Origin of the sequence: Petrotoga sp. 9PW.55.5.1, assembly GCF_003265365.1 — a bacterium.
Taxonomy (GTDB): Bacteria; Thermotogota; Thermotogae; order Petrotogales; family Petrotogaceae; genus Petrotoga.
The window spans coordinates 1-17,365 of sequence record NZ_AUPM01000032.1; the positions used below are offsets into that span (position 1 = coordinate 1).

Annotated in this window: 18 protein-coding genes; 16 read left to right on the top strand and 2 right to left on the bottom strand. The window is 30.9% G+C overall.

The genetic code is table 11. The features are described from left to right. Positions 1–529: 529 nt before the first annotated feature. Positions 530–718 carry a hypothetical protein gene (locus PW5551_RS05000; RefSeq protein ID WP_113074700.1) on the bottom strand — a complete coding sequence of 63 codons (189 nt, stop codon included), beginning with the start codon at positions 716–718 and terminating at the stop codon, positions 530–532. Between the two features lie 195 nt (positions 719–913). Between PW5551_RS05000 and arcA the strand changes: the two genes are divergently transcribed. The 11 genes from arcA (at position 914) to PW5551_RS05055 (ending at position 11,623) form a co-directional block, all read left to right on the top strand. Then, positions 914–2,134: an arginine deiminase gene (arcA, locus tag PW5551_RS05005; protein WP_113074701.1), complete on the top strand. Its 1,221-nt coding sequence runs from the start codon at positions 914–916 to the stop codon at positions 2,132–2,134. After that, the gene (locus tag PW5551_RS05010; RefSeq protein ID WP_113074702.1) at positions 2,128–3,459 is read left to right on the top strand and encodes a cyclic 2,3-diphosphoglycerate synthase; all 1,332 of its coding nucleotides are present in this window, start codon (positions 2,128–2,130) and stop codon (positions 3,457–3,459) included. The genes arcA and PW5551_RS05010 overlap by 7 nt, the downstream gene beginning before the upstream one ends. 109 nt (positions 3,460–3,568) lie before the next feature. Next, positions 3,569–4,279 carry a hypothetical protein gene (locus PW5551_RS05015; RefSeq protein ID WP_113074703.1) on the top strand — a complete coding sequence of 237 codons (711 nt, stop codon included), beginning with the start codon at positions 3,569–3,571 and terminating at the stop codon, positions 4,277–4,279. A 7-nt stretch (positions 4,280–4,286) separates the two neighbouring features. Then, positions 4,287–5,453: an LCP family protein gene (locus PW5551_RS05020; RefSeq protein ID WP_113074704.1), complete on the top strand. Its 1,167-nt coding sequence runs from the start codon at positions 4,287–4,289 to the stop codon at positions 5,451–5,453. Then, positions 5,440–6,528 (top strand): ABC transporter permease, encoded by a 1,089-nt coding sequence (locus PW5551_RS05025; RefSeq protein WP_113074705.1) that lies wholly within the window; start codon positions 5,440–5,442, stop codon positions 6,526–6,528. Before PW5551_RS05020 ends, PW5551_RS05025 begins: the two co-directional genes overlap by 14 nt. A gap of 19 nt (positions 6,529–6,547) precedes the next feature. Next, positions 6,548–6,991, top strand: coding sequence for a nucleoside-diphosphate kinase (ndk, locus tag PW5551_RS05030; protein ID WP_113074706.1), 444 nt, complete (start codon positions 6,548–6,550; stop codon positions 6,989–6,991). Positions 6,992–7,009: 18 nt separating this feature from the next. Continuing rightward, positions 7,010–8,131 (top strand): glucose-1-phosphate adenylyltransferase subunit GlgD, encoded by a 1,122-nt coding sequence (gene glgD, locus PW5551_RS05035; protein WP_113074707.1) that lies wholly within the window; start codon positions 7,010–7,012, stop codon positions 8,129–8,131. Between the two features lie 16 nt (positions 8,132–8,147). Further along, a complete protein-coding gene (locus PW5551_RS05040) occupies positions 8,148–9,404 on the top strand; it encodes a glucose-1-phosphate adenylyltransferase (RefSeq protein ID WP_113074708.1) in 1,257 nt (418 codons plus the stop codon). 33 nt (positions 9,405–9,437) lie between these two features. Then, a complete protein-coding gene (locus tag PW5551_RS05045; protein WP_113074709.1) occupies positions 9,438–10,409 on the top strand; it encodes a DUF4899 domain-containing protein in 972 nt (323 codons plus the stop codon). 1 nt (position 10,410) lies between these two features. Continuing rightward, positions 10,411–10,692, top strand: a complete 282-nt coding sequence (locus tag PW5551_RS05050; protein WP_113074710.1) for a hypothetical protein — start codon at positions 10,411–10,413, stop codon at positions 10,690–10,692. A 43-nt stretch (positions 10,693–10,735) separates the two neighbouring features. Next, a complete protein-coding gene (locus PW5551_RS05055) occupies positions 10,736–11,623 on the top strand; it encodes a radical SAM protein (RefSeq protein ID WP_113074711.1) in 888 nt (295 codons plus the stop codon). On the opposite strand, the gene PW5551_RS05060 is transcribed toward PW5551_RS05055, so the two are convergent. Then, positions 11,615–12,316 (bottom strand): glycerophosphodiester phosphodiesterase family protein, encoded by a 702-nt coding sequence (locus PW5551_RS05060; RefSeq protein WP_113074712.1) that lies wholly within the window; start codon positions 12,314–12,316, stop codon positions 11,615–11,617. The genes PW5551_RS05055 and PW5551_RS05060 overlap by 9 nt on opposite strands. A 297-nt stretch (positions 12,317–12,613) precedes the next feature. Here PW5551_RS05060 and PW5551_RS05065 point away from each other — a divergent pair, with 297 nt between their 5' ends. From PW5551_RS05065 to PW5551_RS05085, 5 genes are read left to right on the top strand one after another with little or no spacing between them, the layout of a single operon-like run. Beyond that, complete coding sequence (locus PW5551_RS05065) at positions 12,614–13,600, top strand: LacI family DNA-binding transcriptional regulator (protein WP_113074713.1); 987 nt, start codon at positions 12,614–12,616, stop codon at positions 13,598–13,600. Positions 13,601–13,602: 2 nt separating this feature from the next. Then, the gene (rbsD, locus tag PW5551_RS05070; RefSeq protein ID WP_113074714.1) at positions 13,603–13,998 is read left to right on the top strand and encodes a D-ribose pyranase; all 396 of its coding nucleotides are present in this window, start codon (positions 13,603–13,605) and stop codon (positions 13,996–13,998) included. Beyond that, positions 13,998–15,488 carry a sugar ABC transporter ATP-binding protein gene (locus tag PW5551_RS05075; protein ID WP_113074715.1) on the top strand — a complete coding sequence of 497 codons (1,491 nt, stop codon included), beginning with the start codon at positions 13,998–14,000 and terminating at the stop codon, positions 15,486–15,488. Before rbsD ends, PW5551_RS05075 begins: the two co-directional genes overlap by 1 nt. Beyond that, positions 15,481–16,404 carry an ABC transporter permease gene (locus PW5551_RS05080; RefSeq protein ID WP_113074716.1) on the top strand — a complete coding sequence of 308 codons (924 nt, stop codon included), beginning with the start codon at positions 15,481–15,483 and terminating at the stop codon, positions 16,402–16,404. Before PW5551_RS05075 ends, PW5551_RS05080 begins: the two co-directional genes overlap by 8 nt. A 59-nt stretch (positions 16,405–16,463) precedes the next feature. Further along, on the top strand, positions 16,464–17,333 hold the full coding sequence (locus tag PW5551_RS05085; protein WP_113074717.1) for a D-ribose ABC transporter substrate-binding protein: 870 nt from the start codon (positions 16,464–16,466) through the stop codon (positions 17,331–17,333). Positions 17,334–17,365: the final 32 nt, after the last annotated feature.

Consider the following 17,365-nt stretch of genomic DNA (forward strand, 5'->3'; position numbering starts at 1 on the left):
TCTCTTTGTTTTCATTCTTTGGTATTTATTTGGTTTGATGAAATGGTTTTTAGAAAGTCATAGAATATTTCTTTGTCTTCGAAGAGTTCTTTGAATATTGAGTCTTTGTTCGACATTGTTTTCTCCTTTGTTTGTAGGATTGAAGTTATCTATTTAAATTATACCATAATAGTGATGGTTTTGGTTTTGAAGTAAAATTCCCCTTCCTCGAAGAGGTGGATGCAGCGTTTTATGCTGCAGACGGGGTAGTCATTCTTTAATTTGCTTTTAGCAAATTATATGTACCACACCCTGTCAGACTTTCAGTCTGACACCCCTCTCAAGAGGGGAATTAAAGCCAATTCCGCTTTTGTGAAGGTAAATCAAAAGCAACTACCCCGTCTGTGACCACACCCCGGCTGCGACGAAGAACGTCGCATCCACCCCTCTCAAGAGGGGAATTCTATTACATTTACCCTTCAAAAAGGGGAATTTAACCTAAATCTTTTGCAAGAGATAAATTAATACTTATTTAGGAAGTCTTATACTTTTATTTCAGAATTTCTTTTAATCCTTCAGTTAATTCATTTCCGAATCTACAACTAAGTATCTTAATTGCAAACTCCTTTTCTCCTTCCAGCTTACCTTCTCTCTTGCCTTCCAGTTTGCCTTTTTCAATTCCTTCCCTCATTGCTTCTTTTCTATCTCTTTTAGCTATCTTTTCTAACGTGTCAAACATTTTTGGCACCTCTATTTCTTCTATCTCTTTGAATTCTTCCAGGCCCTTTTTGAATAATATGAAGCTTTTTTTTTGTTATTATTCGTAGTATAATATTGACAAAAGTTAAGTTTACTTATTTACACATCAATATAGCAATAGCCAAAAAATGTTGTGGTAAAATTAAATGAATAAGGTAGGTGTTCAAAAGGAATTATGAATTTATCTGTATATTCTGAGATAGGAAAACTAGAAAAAATATTGCTACATAGACCTGGAAAAGAATTAGAAAATTTAGCTCCTTATTACCTTTCCGATCTTTTATTTGATGATATCCCATATTTATACAAAGCTCAAGAAGAACATGATTATTTTGCTAATATCTTAAAAAGTAATGGAGTAGAAATTTTTTATCTTTCTGACTTGTTAAGTGAAACCTTAAAAAATATTGAACTGAAAAAGCTATTCATCGAGGAGTTCTTATCATTTTCTGAAATAAATAACTCTTTTATATACAACTTGTTACAAGAATACCTTCTTTCTTTAGAAAGTAAAGAAATGGTTGAAACAATTATTGCTGGAATAAGAACAGATGAATTAGAAGTGAAAAGAAATATTTTTTCTTTAAGAGTTAGAAGAGCAGATATAGAACTTCCTTTTTTTCTATCTCCAATGCCTAATCTTTATTTTCAAAGGGATCCGGTAGCTATAATTGGAAAAGGGGCATGCATAAACCATATGAAAACTTTTGCAAGAAGAAGAGAAGTTATGCTGATGGAGTATGTTCTCAAATACCATCAATCTTTCCAAGATACAGAATTATATTATGAAAAAAATTATCCTTATTCAATAGAAGGCGGAGATATACTTATTCTTAGTAATAAGGTGCTGGCAATCGGAGTGTCTCAACGTACGTCCCCAGAGGCGATAGAAATTCTAGCAAAAAAATTTTTTAAAGAAGAACGAGATACATTTGAAAAAATTATTGCCTTTATTATTCCAGATAATAGAGCATATATGCATTTAGATACTATCTTTACTATGGTTGATTACAATAAATTCTTAGTTCATGCAAATTTAAGGGAAAATATAGATACTTTTATAATAACAAAAGAAGAAAAGGCATTCAATTTCTATGAAGAAGAAAAGAGTTTAGAAGATATTTTAAAGGAACATTTAAATTTAGATCACGTAGAACTAATAAAATGTGGAAATGCTGACGTTATAGCCGCTCACCGAGAACAATGGAACGATGGATCCAACAGTTTGGCTATTGAACCTGGTAAAGTAATAGCTTACGACAGAAATTATGTAACAAACAAAGAGCTTGAAAAAGCGGGGATAGATGTTTTAACTATACCATCAGGAGAATTGTCAAGAGGGAGGGGGGGGCCTAGGTGTGCTAGTATGCCACTTAAAAGGAGGGAACTATGTTGAAGAAAAAAGTTTTGATAATGGGCGCGGCAGGAAGAGATTTTCATAATTTCAACGTCTATTATCGTAATAATACTGATTATCAAGTTGTTTGTTTCACGGCTACTCAGATTCCGGATATTGAAGGTAGAGTATACCCTGAAGAATTAGCAGGTGATTTGTATCCTGGAGGTATCCCGATAGAACCTGAAGAAAAGCTCCTTCAATTAATTAGAGAAAAAGAGGTCGAAGAAGTAGTCCTATCCTATAGTGATTTACCTTTTCAATACGTTATGGAAAAAGCATCTTTAGTTTTAGCTTCTGGAGCAGATTTTAAATTACTTGGACCAAATAACTCAATGGTTCAATCCACAAAACCTCTTATTTCGATTTGTGCTGTTAGAACAGGTTCTGGTAAAAGTCAGACATCTAGAAGAGTTCTAGATATTTTAAGAGCTAAGGGATTAAAAGTTATTTCTATTAGGCATCCTATGCCATACGGTGAGTTAGCCAAACAAAAAGTACAACGTTTCGCCACATATGAAGATCTGGAAAAACACCAATGTACTATCGAAGAAAGGGAAGAATACGAACCCCACATAGATAGAAATTCTGTAATATACGCGGGTGTAGATTATGAAGAAATATTAAGAGAAGCAGAAAAAGAAGATCCGGATGTCATTTTATGGGATGGTGGAAACAATGACTTTTCTTTTTATAAACCGGATTTATCAATAGTTGTAGCTGATCCACATCGTCCTGGACATGAGGTATCCTATTTCCCTGGAATGACAAATCTTTTAATGGCAGATGTTATAGTAATAAACAAAGAAGAAACCGCCTCTTTAGAAAATATCGAAAGAGTTAGAAAAAGTATTGAAAAATGGAATCCTAACGCTATCGTAGTTGATGCTGCGTCTCCTTTGTTTGTTGAAAACCCATCAATAATTAGAGGGAAAAAATGTCTTGTTATAGAAGATGGACCAACTTTGACACATGGAGAAATGACCTATGGCGCCGGATTTATAGCAGCAAAAAAATATGGGGCTTCAGAAATTCTAGATCCACGCCCTTTTGCAGTTGGTTCTATAATAGATACCTACAAAAAATATAACCATCTTGATAAGATTCTTCCTGCAATGGGGTATGGTAAAAAACAGATACAAGAGCTCGAAGAAACCATTAATAAATCAGATTCAGAGGTTGTTATTATTGGTACCCCAATTGATTTAACCAGAGTTATGAATATCAAAAAAACTGCAGTTAGAGTTACTTATGAATTACAAGAAATTGGAAAACCAAATCTTGAAGATATTTTAGATGAATTTATTTCAAAAAATGTTCACTAAAATTAATCTTTTAAATAGAAAATATTAAAGCGATTAATTTTAAGAACGGGGGATGGGTTAAAAAATAAAATAACGTATTAAAGGAAGTAACCATTCGGAGGTGTAGTTAGTGGCAAATGTTTATGTTGGTGGAAAAAGAAAAAAAAGAGGCAAGATTTGGATCATATTAATCATAGTCATTGCAGCGTTAGTAGCAATCTTTGGCATTATGTTTTATAATTATAATCAAATTGTGAATAGCCCGATCGTTACTGCTAACAAGTTAACCTATACTGTATCTTACGATGACTCTTTATATTTTATAAGGGTATTAAATGATAGTAGAAAGGTAATGATAGTTAAAATAGAAGAGGGAACAACGTTCCCCGGAACTTATTACACCTTAAATTCTAACATACTAGAAAAAACCTCAAACGATTTTTTGGATTTATTTGAACTTAAATCAGATGCTAATTTTTATTTTTACCTTAATAATTCAGTTGCTCATGAACTTAGCTCGCAATTGAATGGAATCTCCTCTGAAGGCATAGATGGATTAATAGATTCTTTAAAAAATAGTGAAGTAACTATATGGAATTTTTTTAGGTTGTCAAGTTATTTAGAAATTATCAAAAATTATGATAGATCAACAAATTTGAATGAAGATGCTCTTTATGCCTTAATAAACGGTTTTTCAAAATTTTCTATAACTAATTACGATAAACTTACTGTTCCTTTGATGACAAAACAACCTTTGCAAATAAATATCGGACCTCAAACTGTCGAAAGAAAGTATGCTGATTTAGAAGTCCTTGAAAGGATGAAACAAGTTGTGGAGTGATTAAAATTTGAAGATACTTATTTTAAAAATACTTTCATACTTTATTTTATTTATTTTGATAATAAGTTTTATAATACCTTTTTTTAGAATTATTAACTTTGATGAACTTAAAATAGAATTACCTTACTATTTTTTAATATTAGGCAAAGATGAAGAATTGGAACATTCTTCTAGAACTGATGTAATAATACTAGCCGGGTTAAATGAAGAAAAACTCTTTTTACTTCCAATTCCTAGAGATCTTTTATTAAACATAAACGGTACTGAAAGAAGAATAAATTCTATTTATGAAATTTATGGGATAGACACCCTTAAATCAGAGGTAGAAAAAATAACCGGAGTAAGTATTAAAGACTTTATAGTCTTTGATTATTCAATATTTCAAAAGATTGGTGATTTATTTGCTCCTATAAATATTTATATTGATAGTGACATGAGGTATCAAGATTATCATCAAGACTTAAATATAGAATTTAAAAGAGGATATAAACAATTAAATGGGGAAGAACTTTTGTACTATGTTAGATACAGAGATTCATCCGGAGATTTGGGTAGAATAGATAGACAAAAAAATGTGATTTTTGCTTTGTTAAAAGAAGTTGAAAACGCAGGTATGCAAAAATTGGTTGAAGCTGTAAGCATGGCCATGTCTGAAACTATAAACTCTTTTGAAATTACAAATCTTATATACTTGTATGGATATATGAGAAACGCCCAAATTGAATTTCTCTCTTTCCCGTACATTATCCAAGATAGTTATGTTATTGTCGATCAGAACAAGATTTTAAATATTCAAAACACTCTAAAAACTTTTGAAAAATCAGATTCAAAAGATAGAAATACATTTAGAATTTTAATAACCAAAAACTTCTCAAGCAGATTATATAACTTTTATACTTATATTTTTGACGTTTGGAAAAAACCGGGTTACCAAATCAAAGTACTGGATACAACATATGAAAATCTGAGTAATCAATACTCCTATGTTTTTTTTAAAAATTTAACAGAAAAGGAAAAAGAAATAGTCCATTTAGACCTAAAAGAAACATTCGGAACAAATTTCGTGGAATTAGATAATAAATACGAGTATTTTGAATTAATAAATTTTATTTCTGAAAATTTAATCGATCCCACTTCTTACGACGTTTTGGTGGTTCTTAATGATAGATGGTAAAAGATTTGGACCAACTAAACTTTTAGTTATTTCATATTTTAAAAGGTCAAGTAAACACTTTAAATATCCCTTAATATCTATGACAATTGGAGTATGGGGTATAATTGTAGTAACAAGTATAATTAATGGTTTTAGTAGTTTGTTGATAGATTCGATAACAAGTTTTTACCCTCACATTATTATTAGAGGAGAATATAATAAAGACCTATCAGAAATAACACAAATTATAAACTTCAGCTTAACAAGTGGCGCTATTATCAATAATAATCAGATATTTTATTCTCAACTTATGGAGATAGACGATCTAACTTTTTATCAACCTTTTTTTGAAGAAAATATTGAATCTGAAGCTTTAATACTGGGTAAAAAATTAGCCGAAAAACTCAGAGTAAAAAAAGGGGATTCAATATTAATAGTTCAATCAAAAGGTATTTTACCAATCACAAAAGAATATACCGTAGGGGGCACCTTTGAATCTGGAGTTAGTTCTTACGACGAAAATTTTATTCTACACCAAAATTCAGATAAAAAAGAATATACAGGTATTTTTTTACAAGATCCCCATAAAGCTCAAAAATTCAAAAAAAATTATCTCTCAGATTACAACGCACTTACATGGGAAGAATCCAATGAAACACTATATAAAGCTATTCAAGTTGATAGTTTAATTGCGCTTTTAATTACTATATTTATAATCTTAATCTCTGGTTTTAGTATTTCAAACTCTGTGCTTTTTTCTGTTTTCACTAGAAAAAGAGAAATTGCTATTATTAGAGCTTTAGGAGTAAAAAGAAAAGACATACAATTTATTTTAGTAATGGAAACTTTCTTAGTATCTATTTTGGGTTTTATACTAGGAAGTTTAACTGGAATATTAAATTGTTGGATTTTAAATATTATGAAAATTCCTTTACCCGAAGGACTTTTTTACGTCGAATATTTACCTGTAAAAGTTTCACCTGGTAACTTTCTTATAGCTTTCCTACTCAACAGCTCTGTAGCTTTTTTATTTAGCTACATTGCCTCTAGACATACTACAAAAATTAATATAGTAGAAGCTTTGAAAGAAGAATAATTTAGGGGGTTAGGTATTAATGGAAAGAGAATTTGTGATGATTAAACCCAACGCAGTGAAGAGAGGTTTAACTAGTGAAATAATAAAAAATTACGAACAAAAAGGATTAAAAATTGTGGCAATGAAAATGATTAAAATGAAAAAATCTCAGGCAGAAAGATTGTATACTCAACATAAAGGAAAAGATTTTTATGAACCATTGTTAGAATTTATTCTTTCCGGCCCTGTAATTGTTATGATCTTAGAAGGTCCTAGAGCCATCGAAACCGTTAGAAATATAAACGGAGAAACAGATCCATTAAAAGCTTCCCCTGGTAGCATACGTGGAAAATATGGTCTAAGTGTTAGAAAAAATATAGTTCATGCTTCTGATTCGAACAAAAATGCAGAAGAAGAATGGAAAATCTTTTTTAAAGAAGAAGAAATCATAGAATACAGAAATGGTTTAGAAAATGAACTATAAAAAGAGAGGTGAAATTTTTTGAGAGTTGCGGGCCTTATATTATCTGGTTCAGGTAAAGATAATTTGAATAAATTAACTTTAAAAAGAACAAGCGCTGCTGTACCTGTTTTTGGAAAGTATAGAGCAATAGATTTTACACTGAGTAATATGGTTAATTCTGGTATTATAAATGTAGGTGTTTTTACTCAATACAACCCACGATCTTTAATGGACCATTTAGGGAGCGGTAAAGAATGGAACCTCGATAGGAAAAGAGGCGGATTGTTCATTCTTCAACCCTTTATGAGCCCAGAAAGCCGTAAAATGTATTATGAAGGAACTGCGGATGCTTTATATCAAAATTTAACTTATTTAAGAAGATCCTACGAAGATTTCATGTTGATTGGATCAGGTGATCACATTTTTAACATGGATTTCCGTCCTTTTTTTAAGTTTCATGTAAAAAATGGAGCGGATATTACTTTACTTACAAAAAAGGTGGGTAAAGGATTTGATTTCTCACAATACGGACAAGTTGTTATTGATAAAGATAACAGGGTTACTCAAATCTACGAAAAAAGTACTGAATTTCATTCTGATAACATTTTCTTAGGGGTTTATTTTATAAACAAGCCATTTTTAATTGAGCTCCTTTATTCCAGCGTTCCAAACGGAAAATATGACTTTTTGAAAGACATTATAATACCAAATTTATCAAAAATGAGGGTATTTTCTTACAATTTTGATGGCTATTGGAAAAACATTAAAAAATCAATATCAGAGTATTATAAAACTAATATGGACATATTAAAAAAAGAAGTTCGCCAAGAACTTTTTTACCTTCCCGAAAGAAAAATCTATACTAAGTTAAGAGATTCAGCTCCTCCAAAAATTAATATTAATGCGAAGGTTTTAAATTCTTTTGTATCAGATGGATGCATAATAAATGGAGTGGTAAAAAATTCAATACTTTCAAGAGATGTATTTGTTGGAGCTGGTTGTGTAATAGAAGACAGCATAGTTTTGCAAGGAAGTGTTTTAGAAGAAGGAAGTGTGATCAAAAAAAGTATATTAGACAAAAATACAAGAATTAGAACTGGAAAGAAATTAGAAGGAATAGGGAACGAGATCAATGTTATAGAAAAGGGAGCTGTTATTTGAATAGGAGGGTGTTAATATGCGAGTTATTGGAATGATATTGGCTGGAGGTCAAGGTACGAGACTTGGAGTATTAACTAATAATATTGCTAAACCAGCAGTGCCCTTTGGCGGAAAATACCGTATGATAGATTTTACATTAAGCAATTGTGTGAATTCCAATATAAGTACTGTAGGTGTTGTTACCCAATATATGCCCCATAGATTGGTTGAACATTTAGGAATAGGTAAACCATGGGATTTAGATATAAAAGGCGGAGGTCTGCACGTATTGCCACCTTATCTTAGTAGATCCGGAACATCTTGGTATCTAGGTACCGCAGATGCAGTATATCAAAATATAGAATTTATAGATAATTATAACCCTGATTTTTTATTACTATTATCTGGTGATCACATATATAAAATGGATTATAACGATATTATTGATTATCATATTGAAAAGAATGCTGACTGCACGATAGCATGTCTTGAAGTTCCTGTAAATGAAGCTCATAGGTTTGGAATAATGGTAACAGATCCTTTCAACAAAATAAGTGAATTTCAGGAAAAACCTAAGGTGCCAAAAGGTACTCTTGCATCTTTGGGAATTTACGTGTTCAAATGGGACTTTCTAAAAAAAGCTTTATTAAATGATGCCAAAGACACTACTTCGGAACATGATTTTGGAAAAAATATTATTCCAAATGGTCTAGAAAAAAACGCTAAATTTTATGCATATAATTTTGAAGGTTATTGGAGAGATGTTGGTACATTAGAATCTTATTTGGAATGTAATTTAGAAATTTTATCACCGTTTCCTCCGCTGAATCTTCATGATGAACAGTGGAGAATCTATACTCAATCAGAAGAACTCCCCCCAGCTTTTATATCAAAAGACGCAGAAGTTGTTAAAAGCTTTGTTAGCGAAGGTTCAGAAATATATGGGTCGGTTGAAAACTCAGTAATTTTTCAAGGATCTCATGTTTCTGAAGGATCTATAATCAAAGATTCTGTCATCATGAATAACGTCTTTATAGGCAAAAATGTATATATCGAAAAAAGTGTAATAGCAGAAAACACTGTTATAGGAAATAATGTTAAGATAGGTGTTGGTAATTTTTCTGAATCAAAGATAGATAAAAAAGTATATACTTCAGACATAACTGTTATAGGTTTTAACGTAATAATAAAAGACAACATGATTATTGGAAAAAACTGTGCAATCGATAATGAAGTTGATCTTACTAAATCAAATATAAATGAAATAAAAAGTGGAGAAGGAATAATTAAATAAGAATTCTAAATATTTTAAAAAAGGTGAAGAAAATTGGATTTTTACGCGTTAAAATTCATTGCAAATTCAAATTTAACAGGCGAAATTTATGTGGGCTATATGTTTGGCAAAAAGGGTCAATCTCCCTATTTTAACGTATTATTATTAACAAGAACTCAGCAAAAAGAATTCGAGATTCCTGATATTTCAAAAGATTACCTTGATTTCAAATCTGATGTTGATATGCAATATTATAAGCTAGCTAGCAAATATAAAAATGATAACCTACTAATCCAGTTCAAAACATACATGTATACTACATTAAAAAAAATGAACAACAATGTTATAGGAACCAAACTGTTTCTAGCTATAGAAGAAAACGATATATATGTTTTAAAATCTATTTTAAGTGATATATTAAGTGAATGGGCAGGAGAAACAAAAAGCCGAGTAATAGCTCAAAAATTTGATTACAAAGATCTTACATGGCTAGATGCTGTTAAAGAAAAAGGTGAAGGTGGCTTAGAAGAATATTTATATAGAGAAGATGTAAAAAATTCTGTTGAAACATATCCTGTCATAGATCCAATTGAGGGTTATCCAGTATCTAAACTTGATATAGGCGAACAAATAATAGTTCTACCAATACACAAGGTTAATGATGATGAAAAAAAACCAGGACAAATAGTTGAAGGAAAAATTATTTCTAAAGAATTAATTCCTTCAACAGATTACTTATTCCTAAAAATTGATTTAGGTAGCGGTAATATTGGAAAGGCTATAGTCTCTAGGGAATTAAAAGTATCAATAGATCAAAATAAGCTTCAGTCTTTGAGAAATTCAGAAGAGTCAGAAATCAAAGAGGAACAAAAAGTTATCGGTGACTTGTACTCTCAAATGAAAAAAAATGGAACAATGCCCTCATCTAAACGAATGAGTTATCTAGATATAATTTTAATTAGCGGATTCTCTATGTTGGGGATACTTTTGATAATATTGATAGCAATTTTATTAGGAGAGTTTTAATTTGAAAGTTCTATTGACCTTTGTAATTATGATACCAACTATCCTTTTTTCGATCCTCTCATATCATTATGTTGTAGAAATAGTAAAATATAGAAACTTAAAAAATAAAGAAGTATACGAAGCAATAGAGTTAATCAATCAAGTTGAAGAAATCTTATCTTTACCAACACAGGATTTTTTGAATAATTACAAAATTAAAAGTAGCATACCAACAATTAGTAATGAGGCAACAGTACACATCTTTGAATATCAAGGATATGACTTTGTTTATATTGAAGAATGAATAAAGTTTGCGAAGAAGTTTAACTACGGAGGTAATAAAAAAGTTGAGAATTTCTTATTCAACCGCTGTTGAAATGGGCTTCAAAAAAGGAAAGATAAAATTCCCGAATTATACGGCATATTTAATGGTTGGGGAAAAATGTTTATTTAACTGTTTTTACTGTGCCCAAGCAAGAGAATCTCAAAGTGAAAAAGATCTTTTATCAAGGGTAAAATGGCCAAAAATATCTTTAGAAGAATTTAAAAATAAATTTGATCCAAATAAATTCAAACGTGTTTGTATTCAAGTTGTATCTTCTCTTGATTATTGGAAAGAACTAGGTTGTGTTCTGGATTTTTTGAAAGATCAAAACATTGATGTTTCTGTATCTATTAGACCTAAAAATTCAGAAGAAGTTAGAACATTATTTAAAAAATACAACGTAGATAGAGTCGGCATAGCATTAGATGTTGCTAATAAAAATTTATTTTCAAAAATAAGAGGAAATAGATTTGAATTCTATGAAAATACGATCAAAACTCTTTCTAAAGAATTTCCTGGAAGAATAACAACTCACTTAATAGTGGGTTTAGGAGAAAATGACCAAGACATAATAGAAGTTTTGTTAAATATGAAAAAAATGGGAGTTTTGGTAAGTTTATTTGCCTTCACTCCAATAAAAGGTGCAAAATATGAAAATAATCCTTCACCATCTTTATCAAGGTACAGAAAAATACAAATTGCAAGAGAAATTATCTTTCAAAATGACATTGAAATATCTAGCTTTGATTTCGACTCACAAGGTAATCTAGTAAAAACACCTGATATAGAAATAGATTTAGAAGAAGCAGAAAAAACTTCTGGTTGTCCTTGGTGTACAAGACCTTTTTACAATGAAAAACCAAGCCAACCACTATATAACGTCCCTAACCCTAGAAAACAATCAACTTAATACTCTTTCTCTTTCTTTAACGATAAGTTCAACCTCATCAGTAATTATCCCATCGTAAAAGCCTTTAAATCTATATAAATCAGTTGGATCGTTAACTGTCCATAAAAAGATTCTTACTCCTTTGCTCTTCCATTTTTTAAGAAAATTTTTAGAGAAATTCATATTATCTTTTAAAGCGTCTATCCAAAGATTCAACGAATAAAAGCTAAGCTCTTTATGAAGTTGATCAAGATTATTTAATGTCTCGTATTCCAACAAAAAACCAATTTTAACATATTTATCTACCTCTCTAATCTTTTTCAATGCATCTACATTGAAAGAGGAAAACAAAGTTCTATCTAATGCATCCATTTTATTAATTATTTCATATGAAGACACAGCTGCTTCCGCTTCTTTTATTTCTAAATTAAGATATGCATCCCTATCCAAGGCTTTTATGCTTTCTTCCAATGTAGGAACTGTTTGACCATTTGGAAAGGTTATTCTTCCTAATTCTTTTAAAGTTAAATCTCTCAATTTCATATTATTTATTGAATCATCGTGAAGAACTACAACGTGTCCATCTTTTGTCAATCTAGAATCAAATTCAATACCATCTGCCCCGTATTCTCTCGCCTTTTGAAACGCCTCAATAGTGTTTTCTACGAACTTTGCTCTGTAACCTCTATGGCCCAATATCAGAAAGTTTTCCATATAATTTCTCCTTTAATTAAATTATCCTAGTTATAAATATTATATCATTCTATATAATTTTTATCTTAAACATTATCAACTAAGAAAACTTAAGAAATTTTTGCATAAATCTATTTAATCCTTTTTAATCTACGCTATTCCTTCTTAATCAGATTTGCTATATCTTTATTTTTTTTGATAAACTATATTTAGAAATATTCGAAAACGTTTGCAGAGAATATGTAACACTATTTATTTTTTAGATTTCTTTGCAAACGTTTGCAGATAAAACTTAACAAGTTGATAAGGTGATTTAATATGCAAAAGAAAGTTACTATCAAAGATATAGCAAAAGAAGCTGGTGTATCTATATCTACAGTTTCCAGAGTAGTAAATGGTTCACTACCTGTGAAAAAAGAAACCAAAGAAAAAGTATTGAAAGCCATTCAAAAATTAAATTACTCACCTGATTCACTCGCTCGAAGTTTAAGGGTAGGATATACAAAAACTATCGGAATAATTATTCCAAATATCGCTAATCCATTCTTTGCAACAATTGTAAGGGGTGCCGAAGATTATTTAAGATCCAAAGGATTTTCTATCATAATTTGTAATTCCGATAATGATGTAAAGGAAGAAGAAAAACTATTCAAAACTCTAACAGAAAAGAAGGTTGACGGGGTTTTGTATTCCGGAATAGGGGACCATGTTGAAAATCTAGCTACAAAAAATATAAAAACAGTTTTTATTGACAGGGTCATAAAAGAAAATAACTTCTCTTATGTATGTTCAAATAACTATCAAGGCATGCAAAATTTACTTGAATATTTATACAAAACAAACCATAGAAAATATGTTTTTATCAGCGGTAAAAAAGAAGTTTTCAGCGCAACAGAAAGATTGAGAGCCTTTTTAGATTTTGTTGAAAAATACAAATTAAATTACAAAATATACGAGGCAGAGTATACTTATGAATCAGGACTTTCTGTTGCAAAAAAAATAAAAACTCTACCTGACGTTATAGTTTGTTCAAACGATTTAATAGCATATGGAGTTATTGAATACCTAAAATCAAAAAATATCAATGTTCCAAAAGATGTCAGCGTCACAGGCTATGACGATATAACTTTTAGTAAAATGTTTTCTCCAGCACTAACAACGGTAAGTCAGCCTATTTGCGAAATGGGGAAAACCGCAGCAAAATTAATATTTGAAATTCTTATCAACAAAGATGATTATATCCCCGTTAAATTATTCGAAAACCAACTAATCGTTAGGCAGAGTACAAGAAGGAGGAAATTATAAAAGTGAAAAAAGAGGGTGTGTTTAATTCTAAATTATCATATTATATTGCTTCAATGGGACATAAAGATATGTTAACCATAGTGGATATGGGTTATCCTATTCCAAAAAAAGCTGATTATGTTGATCTCGTACTTGACAAAGGCAAACCTTCTTTTATAGAAATGCTGAAAATAATATTAAAAGAATTAGAGATTGAAAAAATAATAATTGCTAAGGAAATGAAAGAAAACAACTCTTCAAATTACAAAAAGACTACAGAACTTTTTTCAAATATCGAAAAAGAACAAATAACTCATGAAGCTTTTAAAGAATTAGCAAAAGAATCTAAGTTTTTTGTAAGAACAGGTGAATGCACGCCCTATTCAAATATTATTCTGGTTTCGGGGGTGATTTTCTGATGTTGCTAGAAATGAAAGAGATTACAAAGTCTTTTCCTGGAGTTTTGGCATTGAATAAAGTGAATTTTTTCTTAGAAAAAAAAGAAATACACGCCCTATTGGGAGAAAATGGTGCAGGTAAAAGTACGTTAATAAAAATCCTAGGAGGAATTCATCAGGTTGATAGTGGGGAAATTATATTAAATGGAGAAAAAGTAATATTGAATAATCCTGGGGAAACAAAAAAGAAAGGTATTTCTATAATCCATCAAGAGTTAATGCTAGCAGAAAATTTATCTATCGCTGAAAATATTTTTCTAGGAAAAGAAAAAGGTAATTCCTTCAATATTAATTTCAAAGAAATGGTCAAAGAATCTAAAATTTATCTTCAAAAGCTGGGATTTGAAATTGATCCGAGAATAAAAGTTTCTGAATTGAATATTTCAGAAAAACAATTAATAGAAATTGCTAAAGCTCTTGCTTCAGACGCACAAATAATAGTGATGGATGAACCAACAGCTACTATTTCTGAACATGAAACAGAAATATTATTTAAAGTTATGAGAGAACTCAAAGAAAAAGGAATTTCTATTATTTTCATAACTCATAAACTAGAAGAAGTATATCAAATTGCGGATAGAGTCACTGTATTAAGAGATGGAAAATTAGTAGGAAGCGGGAATTTAGAAGAGTTTACGCAAGATGATTTGATAAAAATGATGGTAGGAAGAGAAATAAAAGACATGTTCCCAAAATTTAACAAAGTGAAAGAGGATATTATTTTTAAAGTCGAAGAATTTGAAATCCCGGGAAAAGTTTCTTCAGTTTCATTTGAGGTAAAAAAAGGCGAAATTTTTGGAATAACAGGTTTAGTTGGCTGTGGAAAATCTGAATTAGCCTTGGGACTTTTCGGTGTTTATAATTCTACTTTCAAAAGTTTCATTATAGATAACGAAAAAGTTTCAGAACTAAATTCTCCTTCCCAAGCTTTAAAAAACGGTATAATCTTAGTACCTGAAGATAGGAAAACTCAAGGCTTAGTTCAACTACTAAATGTGGTGGAAAATATAACACTTGCCAATTCTGGAAAGTTCGCTCCTTTTATTAATATTAATTGGAAAGCAGCAGCAGAAGAAACTCAAAAACAAATTAAAAATTATAATATAAAAACTACTTCAGAAAGACAAAGCGTAGAAACCCTTTCAGGAGGAAATCAACAAAAGGTTGTTTTAGCAAAATTCCTATTGAGACAGCCAAAAGTAGCCATTTTGGTAGAACCTACTAGAGGCATTGATGTGGGGGCAAAAATAGAAGTTTATAAATTAATAAACAATCTTGCAAATGAAGGAATTGGAATAATATTAATCACTTCAGAAATTCCAGAAGTTGTAGGATTATGTGATGAAGTGATGGTTATGCACAGGGGAAGAATGACAGATTTATTAAATAGAGAAGAAATAAACCCAGAAAACATATTAAAAGCAGCTATGGGGCTGGTTCAAAATGCTTAATAAAACTCTAAAATTCATGAGAAAAAATCCTGCACTAGTTGGTTTCATTGCTTTATTCATAATTTTATCCATTTTTACTGACTCTTTTTTTAACGTATATAACATAGTAAATGTAATTCGCCAAGTTTCAATAATGGCGATTATAGGATTTGGAATGACTCTCGTTATTATCTCCGGTGGAATCGATTTATCTGTAGGATCCACTTTCGCTTTAAGTGCGGTATTAATGGCTTCTTTAGTAAAAGAAGGAAATATATTAATAGGAATATTTGTAGGAATATTAGTAGGAGCAGCAATGGGAGCTTTTAATGGTGTTGTTATATCAAAAGGAAAGATACAACCCTTCATCGTAACGTTAGCTACTATGGCAATTGGAAGAAGTTTGACCTTAGCTTACACAGAAGGTATACCAATATCACTTTTTCCCGATCAATTTAGATTTTTAGGCCGAGGAGATATACTTGGAATACCGGTACCAATTTTGATTATGTTTGGAATATTTTTTCTTTCCTTATATATATTGAAAAAAACAAAATTAGGATTATATATCTATGCAATAGGAGGCAATGAAGAGGCAACAAAATTAAGTGGAGTAAATGTGGATAGGTATAAGATTGTTATTTATATGTTGAGTGGAATTTTTAGTGCTGTAAGTGCAATAATTTTAACAGCTAGATTAAACAGTGCACAAGCAACTTTTGGACAGGGTTACGAATTAGATGCTATCGCAACAGTTGTACTAGGAGGAGCAAGCTTATCTGGTGGAAAGGGCGGAGTTTTAGGAACAATTTTTGGGGCTCTTTTACTCGGAACAATAAACAATGGAATGAATTTAATGAATATTTCTCCTTTTTATCAAGATTTAGTAAAAGGAGCGATAATACTTCTAGCAGTTCTCTTAGAAAAAGGGGATTAAACTGGATTTTTTTAACTTCGATTATCATAACCCCAAAAACTTAAAGGAGGTATAGCAAAATGAAAAAAGTATTACTGGTAAGTTTTTTGGTAGTTTTAATCTCAGTATTCGGTTTTTCAGTAAAAATAGGGCTTTCAGTTTCAACGTTAAACAACCCGTTTTTTGTTGACTTAGTAAATGGAGCTAGAGACAAAGCAGAAGAATTAGACGTAGAATTCTTGGTGGTTGATGCAAGAGACGATCCAGCGAAACAATTAAATGATGTAGAAGATCTAATAAGACAAAGGGTAGATGTAATTTTAATTAATCCTACAGACAGTGATGCAATAGTCTCAGCAGTTGAAGAGGCAAATGATGCTAAGATCCCAGTAATAACAGTTGATAGAAGTGCCAACGGTGGTGATGTATTACTACACATAGCTTCTGATAATGTATCTGGAGGAAGAATGGCAGGAGCTTTCATAGCGGAAAAATTAGGTGGTCAAGGAAAAGTTATCGAACTAGTAGGAGTTCCAGGAACTTCATCCGCTAGAGAAAGAGGTCAGGGTTTCAACCAAGAAATTTCTAAATATTCTGGAATCTCAGTTGTTGCAAGGCAAACTGCCAATTATAACAGAGCTGAAGGTTTGACAGTTATGGAAAATTTACTACAAGCCTATCCCGATGTTGATGCTGTTTTCGCTCACAATGATGAAATGGCTTTAGGTGCTTTGGAAGCAATTAAAGCTGCTGGTAAATTAAAAGATATTATTATAGTAGGCTTTGATGCAACTCCTGATGCAGTAGCTTCTGTAGAAAATGGAGAACTAAGTGCGACAATTGCCCAGCAACCATATGAAATGGGTTCTATGGCAGTAGAAAAAGCATATGAATACATTAACACAAATACTATTTATTTCCCAGTTCCTTTAAGCCTTGTAACAAAATAAAAAAAGGGGGATACATCCCCCTTTTTTATTAA

Bases quoted from the DNA above. Each gene is read 5' to 3' on its own strand.
- PW5551_RS05000 (WP_113074700.1), bottom strand. From the start codon at position 718: ATGTTTGACACGTTAGAAAAGATAGCTAAAAGAGATAGAAAAGAAGCA.
- arcA (WP_113074701.1), top strand. From the start codon at position 914: ATGAATTTATCTGTATATTCTGAGATAGGAAAACTAGAAAAAATATTG.
- PW5551_RS05010 (WP_113074702.1), top strand. From the start codon at position 2,128: ATGTTGAAGAAAAAAGTTTTGATAATGGGCGCGGCAGGAAGAGATTTT.
- PW5551_RS05025 (WP_113074705.1), top strand. From the start codon at position 5,440: ATGATAGATGGTAAAAGATTTGGACCAACTAAACTTTTAGTTATTTCA.
- ndk (WP_113074706.1), top strand. From the start codon at position 6,548: ATGGAAAGAGAATTTGTGATGATTAAACCCAACGCAGTGAAGAGAGGT.
- PW5551_RS05040 (WP_113074708.1), top strand. From the start codon at position 8,148: ATGCGAGTTATTGGAATGATATTGGCTGGAGGTCAAGGTACGAGACTT.
- PW5551_RS05060 (WP_113074712.1), bottom strand. From the start codon at position 12,316: ATGGAAAACTTTCTGATATTGGGCCATAGAGGTTACAGAGCAAAGTTC.
- PW5551_RS05065 (WP_113074713.1), top strand. From the start codon at position 12,614: ATGCAAAAGAAAGTTACTATCAAAGATATAGCAAAAGAAGCTGGTGTA.
- PW5551_RS05075 (WP_113074715.1), top strand. From the start codon at position 13,998: ATGTTGCTAGAAATGAAAGAGATTACAAAGTCTTTTCCTGGAGTTTTG.
- PW5551_RS05080 (WP_113074716.1), top strand. From the start codon at position 15,481: ATGCTTAATAAAACTCTAAAATTCATGAGAAAAAATCCTGCACTAGTT.
- PW5551_RS05085 (WP_113074717.1), top strand. From the start codon at position 16,464: ATGAAAAAAGTATTACTGGTAAGTTTTTTGGTAGTTTTAATCTCAGTA.